At 50.0% G+C, this 10,035-nt stretch carries 13 protein-coding genes; 6 read left to right on the forward strand and 7 right to left on the reverse strand.

What is annotated here, in order from left to right; genetic code table 11:
* Window positions 1-1,153, reverse strand: a 1,153-nt coding sequence (gene ompC / locus FDW95_RS18325) for a porin OmpC (RefSeq protein WP_137363577.1), incomplete at its 3' end; no start/stop codon positions are given.
* Window positions 1,154-1,552: 399 nt separating this feature from the next.
* Between ompC and FDW95_RS18330 the strand changes: the two genes are divergently transcribed.
* The 3 genes from FDW95_RS18330 (at window position 1,553) to FDW95_RS18340 (ending at window position 4,200) form a co-directional block, all read left to right on the forward strand.
* Window positions 1,553-2,248 carry a phosphohydrolase gene (locus FDW95_RS18330; protein WP_115258839.1) on the forward strand — a complete coding sequence of 232 codons (696 nt, stop codon included), beginning with the start codon at window positions 1,553-1,555 and terminating at the stop codon, window positions 2,246-2,248.
* Window positions 2,249-2,321: 73 nt separating this feature from the next.
* Entirely contained in the window at window positions 2,322-3,752 is a 1,431-nt protein-coding gene (locus FDW95_RS18335) for a DNA cytosine methyltransferase (protein ID WP_115258838.1), read from the forward strand.
* Window positions 3,733-4,200, forward strand: coding sequence for a very short patch repair endonuclease (locus FDW95_RS18340; protein ID WP_115258837.1), 468 nt, complete (start codon window positions 3,733-3,735; stop codon window positions 4,198-4,200). The genes FDW95_RS18335 and FDW95_RS18340 overlap by 20 nt, the downstream gene beginning before the upstream one ends.
* Here FDW95_RS18340 and yedA read toward each other — a convergent pair.
* A complete protein-coding gene (gene yedA, locus FDW95_RS18345) occupies window positions 4,192-5,112 on the reverse strand; it encodes a drug/metabolite exporter YedA (RefSeq protein ID WP_096757525.1) in 921 nt (306 codons plus the stop codon). The genes FDW95_RS18340 and yedA overlap by 9 nt on opposite strands.
* A gap of 174 nt (window positions 5,113-5,286) precedes the next feature.
* Between yedA and FDW95_RS18350 the strand changes: the two genes are divergently transcribed.
* Together FDW95_RS18350 and FDW95_RS18355 are read left to right on the forward strand one after the other, a co-directional pair.
* A complete protein-coding gene (locus tag FDW95_RS18350) occupies window positions 5,287-6,201 on the forward strand; it encodes a DUF808 domain-containing protein (protein ID WP_170973030.1) in 915 nt (304 codons plus the stop codon).
* A gap of 77 nt (window positions 6,202-6,278) precedes the next feature.
* On the forward strand, window positions 6,279-6,458 hold the full coding sequence (locus FDW95_RS18355) for a DUF2158 domain-containing protein (RefSeq protein WP_170973029.1): 180 nt from the start codon (window positions 6,279-6,281) through the stop codon (window positions 6,456-6,458).
* Window positions 6,459-6,664: 206 nt separating this feature from the next.
* Here the strand turns inward: FDW95_RS18355 and yodD are convergent, their stop codons facing one another.
* Window positions 6,665-6,892, reverse strand: coding sequence for a YodD family peroxide/acid resistance protein (gene yodD / locus FDW95_RS18360; RefSeq protein ID WP_096757522.1), 228 nt, complete (start codon window positions 6,890-6,892; stop codon window positions 6,665-6,667).
* Window positions 6,893-7,055: 163 nt separating this feature from the next.
* Between yodD and dsrB the strand changes: the two genes are divergently transcribed.
* Entirely contained in the window at window positions 7,056-7,244 is a 189-nt protein-coding gene (gene dsrB, locus FDW95_RS18365; protein WP_170973031.1) for a protein DsrB, read from the forward strand.
* 55 nt (window positions 7,245-7,299) lie between these two features.
* Here the strand turns inward: dsrB and rcsA are convergent, their stop codons facing one another.
* The 4 genes from rcsA to fliP form a co-directional block, all read right to left on the reverse strand.
* Entirely contained in the window at window positions 7,300-7,923 is a 624-nt protein-coding gene (rcsA, locus tag FDW95_RS18370) for a transcriptional regulator RcsA (protein WP_115258835.1), read from the reverse strand.
* Window positions 7,924-8,204: 281 nt separating this feature from the next.
* Complete coding sequence (gene fliR, locus FDW95_RS18375) at window positions 8,205-8,999, reverse strand: flagellar biosynthetic protein FliR (RefSeq protein WP_115258834.1); 795 nt, start codon at window positions 8,997-8,999, stop codon at window positions 8,205-8,207.
* Window positions 9,000-9,007: 8 nt separating this feature from the next.
* Window positions 9,008-9,277 (reverse strand): flagellar biosynthesis protein FliQ, encoded by a 270-nt coding sequence (gene fliQ, locus FDW95_RS18380; protein ID WP_115258833.1) that lies wholly within the window; start codon window positions 9,275-9,277, stop codon window positions 9,008-9,010.
* Window positions 9,278-9,286: 9 nt separating this feature from the next.
* Complete coding sequence (gene fliP / locus FDW95_RS18385) at window positions 9,287-10,024, reverse strand: flagellar type III secretion system pore protein FliP (RefSeq protein WP_115258832.1); 738 nt, start codon at window positions 10,022-10,024, stop codon at window positions 9,287-9,289.
* Window positions 10,025-10,035 lie beyond the last annotated feature (11 nt).

Raw genomic sequence — 10,035 nt, forward strand, 5'->3', positions numbered from 1 at the left:
GGGCAACGATGTCATCAGTTGCGATGCCATTACTTGCATAGAAGTTGTCGTCTTCGTCCAGCAGGTTGATTTTGTAATCAACGAAGGTGGACATGTTTTTGTTGAAGTAGTAAGTCACGCCAACATCCACATATTTGACCAGATCTTTGTCGGTGTAACGAGGGGTGCCATTGCTATTGTGATCCCAGCCGCCTAAGTCAACACCTTTAGATTGCAGGAAGGAAACCGCAGGACGCAAACCAAAGTCGAACTGGTACTGAGCGGTTACTTCAAAGTTCTGGGTTTTGTTGGCAATACCGCCTTCTAATCCATCTCCTTTACCATATGCAGTCATATTGCGAGTTTCAGCATACATGGCCGCCAGGTAAATGTTATTTGCGTCATATTTTGCGCCGATGGTCCAGGCATCAGCGGTTTCTCCGCCTGCATATTTGTTGTCATAGTTGCGATCGCCGCGACCAGCAGCAGTTTGGTTGTCGGTACGATCAGAACTGGAATATGCAGCACCCAGGCTTAAACCGAAGTCGAAATCGTAAGAGGTGGACATACCGAAACCGTCGCCATTTTCACGCGCCAATTTACGGTTCTCACCATTGCCGGTACCTTCGCCGGAACCCGCGCTTTCGTTGTTACCTTGATACTGCAGAGCAAAGTTCAGACCTTCTACCTGACCAAAGAAACCTTTGTTACGGTAGGTTGCCACGCCGTTGGTGCGGCCGGTCATATATACGTCGGTCTGAGTGTAGGTATCGCCACCAAATTCTGGCAGCATATCGGTCCAGGCTTCTACGTCGTAGACCACGCCGTAATTACGGCCGTAGTCGAAGGTACCGTTTTCACCAAAGCCTAAGCCGGCAAAGCCCAGACGAGTCCAGGAGTTTGCGCCTTCGCCTTCAGCATTGTTGGCCATAACCTGATATTCCCACTGACCGTAGCCGGTGAGCATATCGTTAATCTGGGTTTCGCCTTTAAAGCCCAGACGCGCATAGGTCTGATCGCCGTCGCTGCCAGCGTCATCAGAAAAATAACGCAGGCCATCGACTTTGCCGTACAGATCCAGTTTGTTGCCATCTTTATTATAGATTTCTGCCGCATTTGCTGCGCCTGCAGCTAATAATGCCGGGAGAAGAAGTGCCAGAGCTTTTCTTTTCATTATGTATTCCCTTATGATAATAATTGATGTGAATATGTAGTTCTATCCAAAAGACTACGTTTTGATACTATTCTATGAAGTTCATTTATTTTAAAATATAACGTGTAACAAATCTATTTAAAAGATTTCAAAATATTTCTGTTTGGATTTTTGTTATTTATTTAATATGTTTACGCGTTTCACATTTACCATGTAAATGATTTATTTATCATTAGGTTATGAGTTTTATGTTGATTATATTGAATTTTGATTTTATATAAATTTAGTATGTTTATGTTGATTGTATTTATAATTTGTAGATTCTGGCCCTGGCCCATAATGATTAATCATTTGATGTTATAAAATAGGTGGGTTAATTTATGCGGTGTATATATGGCCGTAGCGCTCGCGAGGAATAGCATGGATTTACAGTACTGGCAGTCGCAATTTGAAGCATGGTTACGTGAAAATCACCTCGGGCAGGATGCAGCCCATGACATCTTTCATTTTCGTCGTGTGTGGATGACGTCACAACAGTTGGGTGCTGATGCAACCATCGACTGGCTGGTGGTGCTGACAGCCTGCTATTTTCATGACCTTATCAGCTTGCCGAAAAACCATCCTGACCGACATCGCTCGTCGGTACTGGCGGCGCAGGAAACCTGCCGCGTATTGACGCAGTTTTTCCCCACATTTCCAGAAGACCGGCTGCCGGCGGTAAGTCATGCCATTGAAGCACACAGTTTTAGCGCAAAAATTTCGCCAACCACGATCGAGGCCAAAATTGTTCAGGATGCTGACAGACTTGAGGCGTTGGGGGCCATTGGCTTAGCTCGCGTATTTGCGGTTTCTGGCGCGCTGGGGGTGGCCCTGTTTGATGCGGAAGACCCTTTTGCACAACGGCGCGAGCTCAACGACAAGCAGTATGCACTCGATCATTTCCAGACCAAATTATTGCAACTGCCGATGACGATGCAAACGGCACAGGGACGGTATTTAGCGCAGCATAACGCTGATTTTTTGCTGACCTATATGGCGAAATTAAGCGCCGAGTTAAAAGGGGAGTATGAGGAGCTGGATCTCACCGCGATTCAGCCCTTTAAGGCGCATCGGTAGCCTGCACAGCTGAAACGTAAACACCTCTGTTTTATGTTAACCTGTCGCTAATCCATTTCGGCCGGTTAAATGTATGCAGGAAAATTTTTCAGTAACAGGCACCATAAACCTGATGACAGAGGATACCGGGATCGCCGTGCAGGTGATGTTGGCTAAGCTGCTTGAGATTTACGACGTGAAAACGCTGGTGGCTCACCTTAATGGCGTCGGTGAGCATCACTGGAGCCCGGCCATCTTTAAACGTGTGGTGGCGAACGAGACATGGCACCGCCTGAGCGATCGTGAATATTCCCACCTGAAGACCTTGCTACCGACACCGCCGGTGCATCATCCGCAGTATGCTTTTCGTTTTATCGATCTTTTCGCCGGAATTGGCGGTATTCGCCGCGGCTTCGAAGCGATCGGTGGACAGTGCGTGTTTACCAGCGAGTGGAACAAGCATGCGGTGCGTACTTACAAAGCGAATTACTATTGCGATCCTGACCAGCACTATTTTAATGAAGATATTCGCGATATTACGTTAAGCCATCGTGCCGGGGTGAGCGATGAGGAGGCGGCTGAACATATCCGCCAGCATGTCCCTCAGCATGATGTGCTGCTGGCTGGCTTTCCCTGCCAGCCGTTTTCGCTGGCAGGCGTCTCCAAGAAAAATGCCTTAGGTCGTGCGCACGGTTTTGCCTGTGATACGCAAGGTACGCTATTTTTCGACGTGGTCAGAATCATTGATGCCCGCCGTCCGGCAATCTTTGTGCTGGAAAACGTCAAAAATCTGAAGAGCCATGACCAGGGGAAAACGTTTCGCATCATTATGCAAACGCTGGATGAGTTAGGGTATGACGTGGCGGATGCGGCGGAAAACGGGCCGGACGATCCTAAAATTATCGATGGAAAACACTTTTTACCGCAGCATCGCGAACGTATTGTCCTCGTGGGCTTTCGACGCGATCTGAATCTGAAAAATGACTTTACGCTACGGGATATTGTCACCCGCTACCCGCAGCGGCGTATTACGCTGGCCGAGCTGCTTGAACCGACCGTTGACGTGAAATACATCCTGACGCCGGTGTTGTGGAAATATTTATATCGCTACGCGAAAAAGCATCAGGCGCGGGGGAACGGCTTTGGCTACGGCATGGTATATCCTGGCAATCCGCACAGCGTAACGCGCACGTTATCTGCGCGCTATTACAAGGACGGGGCAGAAATATTAATCGACCGTGGCTGGGATATGGCGCTGGGTGAACAGGATTTTGACGATCCGCACAACCAGTTGCACCGACCACGTAGACTTACACCTCGAGAGTGCGCGCGCCTGATGGGATTTGAGTCGCCTCAGGGTTATCAGTTCCGTATTCCGGTGTCTGATACCCAGGCCTATCGCCAGTTCGGCAATTCGGTGGTGGTCCCGGCATTTGCGGCGGTAGCCCGACTGCTGGAGCCAAAAATCAAACAGGCCGTCGCGCTGCGTGAGAAAGAGAGTCTGCATGGCAGACGTTCACGATAAGGCCACGCGCAGTAAAAATATGCGGGCAATCGCGACCCGCGATACGGCGATTGAGAAACGTCTGGTCAGCGTATTGACGGAGCAGGGGGTAACGTTTCGCGTGCAGGATGCGGCGTTACCTGGCCGCCCTGATTTTGTGGTGGATGACTATCAGTGTGTTATTTTTACCCATGGTTGTTTCTGGCATCACCACGAGTGTTATTTATTTAAGACCCCCGCGACGCGCACGCAATTCTGGCTGGCTAAAATAGGCAAAAACGTCGAACGCGATGCGCGGGATCGCGAGAGACTGCAGGCACTTGGCTGGCGGGTACTCATTATCTGGGAGTGCGCCATACGAGGGCGAAAAAAACTCAGCGATGAGGCGCTGTCCGAGCGCGTGGTCGAGTGGATCTGCAGCGGTGGCGCTACCGCGCAGATCGACACCCAGGGTATTCATTTACTGTAACGACTTTTCCGACGGTGCGGCGACCGCGTCTGCTTTGACCGGGAACAGGTATTTACCCAGCGTCACCAGCACCACGGCAAAAACAATCACTCCGAGTGCCAGCCACTCGATGAACGCCAGGCTTTCACCTCCCAGACCGGTACCTAATAAGACGGCAACAACCGGGTTGACGTAGGCATAGCTGGTTGCCAGCGCCGGACTCACGTTACGGATCAGGTACATATATGCGTTGATGGCGATAATGGAGCCGAACAGCGCCAGGTAAGCGACCGCCATAAACCCAGAAAAAGATGGCATTGTAGTCAGCTTTTCCCCGGAGATAAGCGAGGCCCCCATCAGCACGATACCGGCGGCGAGCATTTCAATTGCACCGGCCATCATACCCACGGGTAAGGTAATGCGGGAACCGTACACGGAACCGAATGCCCAGCTCATTGAGCCAATCAGGATCAACACTGCACCCCAGGGGTTGCCACTCAAATTCCCGCCGCTGTTAAGCATAATGATCCCGGCCAGTCCGATAGCGATGCCCATCCACTCCAGCTTGCGGGTTTTAATGCCAAAGAAATAGCTGAAGCACAGCGTAAACAGTGGGACGGTAGCGACCACCACGGCAGCGATGCCGGAAGGGACGTTCTGGTGTTCGGCGACGGTGACCAACCCATTTCCCACTGCCAGCAGCAGAATACCGATCAGTGCGGCATTGAGCAGCGGGCGTAATGGCGGCAGTTTGTGGCCGCGCAGAAGTAAAAATGCGGTTAACAAAATCCCCGCAGACAGAAAACGCACGCCGGCCATCATGAGCGGCGGCCAGCTCTCAACGCCAATGCGGATAACGAAGTAGGTGGAACCCCAAATGATGTACAGCGCGAACAGCGCACTGAAAAGCGGTAACAATTGCCTGAAACGCATAATCCCTCACGGTGGAAATAAAAAGGCGCAACATAGTAAACGTCAAAACTATCGTGCTGGCGAGATTTATAATTGCCCGTTGTTGTTAAAAATTTGTTGACCATAAAGGTGAGTTTCAGCATCACGTTTTTTACTTCATACTAATGACGGAAAAAAATAATATTGAGGGTGAAAATTTTGGCAGGAAGTAGCTTACTGACCTTACTCGATGACATCGCCACGCTGCTTGACGATGTCTCCATGATGGGAAAATTGGCCGCAAAAAAAACTGCGGGCGTTCTGGGAGATGACCTGTCGCTTAACGCGCAGCAGGTATCGGGCGTACGGGCAAACCGTGAACTTCCGGTCGTCTGGAGCGTGGCAAAAGGATCTTTCGTCAACAAAGTTATTCTTGTGCCGTTGGCGTTACTGATCAGTGCCTTTATTCCCTGGGCGATTACCCCGTTATTAATGATTGGTGGGGCGTTCCTCTGTTTTGAAGGCGTGGAAAAAGTCCTGCATACGCTGCAGGCGCGCAAACATCAGGAAACGCCGGAAGAACGCCAGCAGCGTCTGGCAGAGCTGGCGGCGCAGGACCCACTGACCTTTGAGAAAGATAAAATCAAAGGGGCCGTACGTACCGATTTTATTTTATCTGCGGAGATTGTGGCGATTACGCTGGGAATTGTGGCCGATGCACCGTTGCTCAATCAGGTTCTGGTGCTGTCAGGGATCGCTTTAGCGGTGACCGTTGGCGTATACGGCCTGGTTGGCATTATCGTCAAGTTGGACGACATCGGCTTCTGGCTGGCTGAAAAGCGCAGCGCGGTCGCTCAGGCGCTGGGTAAAGGCTTGCTGGTGGCGGCGCCCTGGCTGATGAAAACGCTGTCGGTGGTAGGAACTCTGGCGATGTTTTTGGTAGGGGGTGGCATTGTCGTCCATGGGATCGCGCCGTTGCATCATGCGATCGAGCAGTTCGCCCAGCAACAGAATTCATTCATTTCAATGATGATTCCGACCCTGTTAAACCTTGTATTGGGCTTTATCATTGGTGGCATTGTGGTACTGCTGGTGAAAATGGTGGCAAAACTGCGCGGTGTTTCACACTAATTTTTGTTTACCTGATTATGCAAAAAGGCTGCTTGTCGTCTAAGGTGAAAAGGTTTCTCTTGATACAGGAGGCAGGTATGGTCTTTTCTGTCAGTGAGGAAGTCACCGTGAAACAGGGTGGCCCACGCATGATTGTCACCGGATACGCTAGCGGCATGGTCGAGTGTCGCTGGTACGATGGCTTTGGCGTCAAACGGGAAGCATTCCGTGAAGATGAACTGACGTCCGGTAAAGGGCAACAACGGCAGGATGCCTGAACATTACGTTCAGGCGTAAGTGAGTGATCTCTCAACCATTAGTTATATTTATCATTTTGGTGAGAATTATTTACTTGTCAGGCAAAAAAATTGTAGATAAGGTTGGCCTCACATCAGATTTCCTGGTGTAACGAATTTTCAAGTGCTTCTTGCATAAGCAAGCTTGATCCCGACCCACTGAGGGCCGGGATTTTTTTCGCCTGAAGTCAGCGATTGATTTCCGTCACGCTAAAATCGTGGATATCTAACTCAAACGCTTCGGCTAACTCATGCCATGTATGGTAATCACGACCGTCAACACTGACGCGATCCGGGTCATCGCGGCTGCGATGAATCTCGCTCTCGCAGATTTCGTTGATTGCCTCCAGCAGCGCGTCTACATCAACGCTGACCTCACGTTTGGCCGTCTCGCTGTACTCTTTCGCGGTTTTCATTCACCTACCTCTCAACCGTTACGGATACCGGGTGTATGCAGCAAAATCGCTAATGCACACTTTCTAAGTATAGACCGTCGAGAAAACCCGCAATCGCGCACGCCAGGCGCTGCCAGAAAATAGAATTTGTTCTACACTGGCACAAAGCCACAGGAGGAAAATGATGAAGGTGAATGATCGGGTTACAGTCAAAACGGACGGCGGTCCTCGTCGGCCTGGCCGGGTACTGGCAATCGAGGAGTTTAGTGAAGGCACCATGTACCTGGTTTCGATGGAAGACTACCCGCTCGGTATCTGGTTCTTTAACGAGTCAGGTCATCAGGATGGTATTTTTGTGGAGAAGGTAGACTAATCATACTGCTTTTGTCTTGATGCTGACTGGTGACATTCCCACCAGTCAGCACATACTAGCGCATATTCACAAAGATACCGTTGGTGACGTTATCGGTGAGTCGAACGACGTGATAGATCACCTGTTTATTATGCGTTTTGATCTTTCGTTTTATATTCCCCTTATGGGATGAGACGGTTTTTGCTTTGATATTCATTTGATCGGAAATCTGAATGGTTCCCTGACCCTCCATCCACATGCGTAACATGCTGGACTCGGTGCGGCTTAATGACAGTGTCGGCAGATTGACATCGACAACAATATCCGCATCCTTTTTAAGAATATCGCCAAGCAATTCGTCCAGTGAATCCGGTTTAATCGACTTTGAACTGATTAATAAATTTTTTCTGACCAAGAGATATTCATCAAAATGGACGTTGGCAATAGCCATAAATACGATAAATAATGTACTGGGATGCTGATTAATGATCTGCTTTATTTGCTGACTGTTAGCCGGATCGTGGATGAAACAGTCTTCATTAATAAACACCACAGCAGGTTGATGTGCGTCACAGGCGATACTGAGTTCGTCAACGGTTGAAATACCGTTGATTTCCTTTTTTTTCACCCCCCGGCTTACCAGATACCCGGTCAACCCTAACCGGGTGTAACTGCATAAATCCATAATAATCGTTGACATGGCATACCCTCACTCAATGCGTAACGATAATTCCCCTTACCTGATTATTTCTGCACAACTAAACGGAATAATAACAACCCAAGATGACGCTTTTACTGCTTGTTTTCAGGCGGATTTACTATCCCGTAAAGTTGCGTATAATTTGCCAGGAAACTTCTTAAAGTAAAGTAAATGTTGCGTTCTGTGAGTAAGGCAAAAACAAATAAGCCGCGGCAGCGTTATCCTGGTAGATGTGGTCTATTTTTTAATTTCGGACAATCCTTAGTAAAACAGGATAAATACTATGGGTTATTATTTGTGGGCATTTCACTGATGATATCGGCAAGTAAATTAAAAATTTCGCTGAATAATCGTTCGCAGAATGGGGCAATTAATGGCATTAATGCGGCCATTAAAGAAATACCTACCGTCAGGGTCAGCGGAAAGCCAATGACAAAAACGGAGAGCTGGGGAGCCATACGATTTAACAACCCGAGCGCGAGGTTGAGCGTGAGCAGCAGCGTCATCACCGGCAGCGCCAGCATCAGCCCGTTGAGAAATATTAAGCTGCCCGCGCGAGCAAGGGCGAGGAAGGCATTACTGTTTACCGGGTGACCGCCGATCGGCAGGGTATGAAACGTGTCTACCAGCAGTGAGATCAACCATAGGTGACCGTTAAAGGTCAAAAATAGCAGCATGGCAAGTAAATCCATCAGTCGTGCCAGCACGGGCATGTTCAGTCGACTGCCGGGGTCAAAGAATGTGGCGAAAGAAAGCCCCATTTGCAGGCCAATTAACTCACCGGCCGTACGCACAGCAGCAAATGCAAATTGCATGGTGAAGCCTAACGCAATACCGATCAGGATTTGCTGCATCGCCAACCATAATGCTGCGATGGAGAAAATTGGCACGTCATTGGCAGGTAGGGACGGGGCGATAACCACCGTTATCATCAGGCCCAACCCCAGCTTTACCCGCTTAGGTATCGCACGCTCACTGAGGATCGGTGCCGTAGAAATGAGTGCCAATACACGCAGCAGTGGCCAGAAATACAGGTTCAACCAGTAAAGCCATTGATCGCTCGTCACCTGCAGCATGGCGGCGTCTACCCGATGATATAGGGGATATTGCTGAACAGCGTACGCACATAGTCCAGCAACAGGTTAAGCATCCACGGCCCGGCCACAATAATAGCGACAAAGACCGCGACAATTTTCGGAATGAACGATAGCGTCATTTCGTTAATTTGGGTTGCCGCCTGCAGGATGCTGATAATCAGCCCCGTCACCAGTGCAACCAGTAACAACGGTGCGGCGAGGGCAAGAGCGACTTTCATCGCCTCGGTGCCCATCATCATGACCGATTCAGGTGTCATTTCGCGCCTCTAACTGTAAAAACTTTGCGCCAGCGAACCGACAAGCAGTTGCCAGCCGTCAACCAGCACAAACAGCATAAGCTTAAACGGCAGCGCGATGGTGGCGGGCGGTACCATCATCATCCCGAGTGCCATCAATACGCTGGCGATCACCAGGTCGATTATCAGGAAAGGAATGAAAATCGTAAAACCTATCTGGAAGGCGGTTTTCAGTTCGCTGGTGACATAGGCTGGCAGCAGAATTCGCATCGGCACTGCTTCCGGTCCCTGTAACGGTCCGCTGTTTGCCAGACGCGCAAACAGTGCCAGATCGGCTTCGCGGGTCTGGCGCAACATAAACTCACGCAGCGGCTGTGCGCCTTTCTCTATAGCTTCCTGCATGGAGATCTTCTCTTCGCTGAACGGCTGATATGCGTCAACGTAGATTTTGTCGATCACCGGGGACATGATGAAAAAAGTCAAAAATAGCGCCAGTCCAAGTAACACCTGGTTTGGCGGGGCGGACGGGGTTCCCAGCGCGTTACGTAACAAACCGAAAACGATGATGATGCGGGTGAAGCTGGTCATCATCAGCAAAATGGCGGGCAGGAACGTCAGCGAGGTGATAAACACCAGCGTTTGTACCGGTAACGTCCAGCTTTGTCCGCCGCCGGGCAGTGGCTGGCTAACCAGACCGGGAAGCTGGGCCGCGGCCACTGGGCTAAACAGCCACAAGCCGAGCAGCGTGAGGGACAACAAACGGCGCATCAGGATCTCCC

It is taken from the genome of Citrobacter sp. wls718 (assembly GCF_005280945.1).
GTDB lineage: Bacteria > Pseudomonadota > Gammaproteobacteria > Enterobacterales > Enterobacteriaceae > Citrobacter > Citrobacter gillenii.

Excerpts from the sequence above, each read along its gene's own strand:
- FDW95_RS18330 (WP_115258839.1), top strand. The coding sequence starts at position 1,553 with ATGGATTTACAGTACTGGCAGTCGCAATTTGAAGCATGGTTACGTGAA.
- FDW95_RS18335 (WP_115258838.1), top strand. The coding sequence starts at position 2,322 with ATGCAGGAAAATTTTTCAGTAACAGGCACCATAAACCTGATGACAGAG.
- FDW95_RS18340 (WP_115258837.1), top strand. The coding sequence starts at position 3,733 with ATGGCAGACGTTCACGATAAGGCCACGCGCAGTAAAAATATGCGGGCA.
- yedA (WP_096757525.1), bottom strand. The coding sequence starts at position 5,112 with ATGCGTTTCAGGCAATTGTTACCGCTTTTCAGTGCGCTGTTCGCGCTG.
- FDW95_RS18355 (WP_170973029.1), top strand. The coding sequence starts at position 6,279 with ATGGTCTTTTCTGTCAGTGAGGAAGTCACCGTGAAACAGGGTGGCCCA.
- yodD (WP_096757522.1), bottom strand. The coding sequence starts at position 6,892 with ATGAAAACCGCGAAAGAGTACAGCGAGACGGCCAAACGTGAGGTCAGC.
- dsrB (WP_170973031.1), top strand. The coding sequence starts at position 7,056 with ATGAAGGTGAATGATCGGGTTACAGTCAAAACGGACGGCGGTCCTCGT.
- rcsA (WP_115258835.1), bottom strand. The coding sequence starts at position 7,923 with ATGTCAACGATTATTATGGATTTATGCAGTTACACCCGGTTAGGGTTG.
- fliR (WP_115258834.1), bottom strand. The coding sequence starts at position 8,999 with ATGCTGCAGGTGACGAGCGATCAATGGCTTTACTGGTTGAACCTGTAT.
- fliQ (WP_115258833.1), bottom strand. The coding sequence starts at position 9,277 with ATGACACCTGAATCGGTCATGATGATGGGCACCGAGGCGATGAAAGTC.
- fliP (WP_115258832.1), bottom strand. The coding sequence starts at position 10,024 with ATGCGCCGTTTGTTGTCCCTCACGCTGCTCGGCTTGTGGCTGTTTAGC.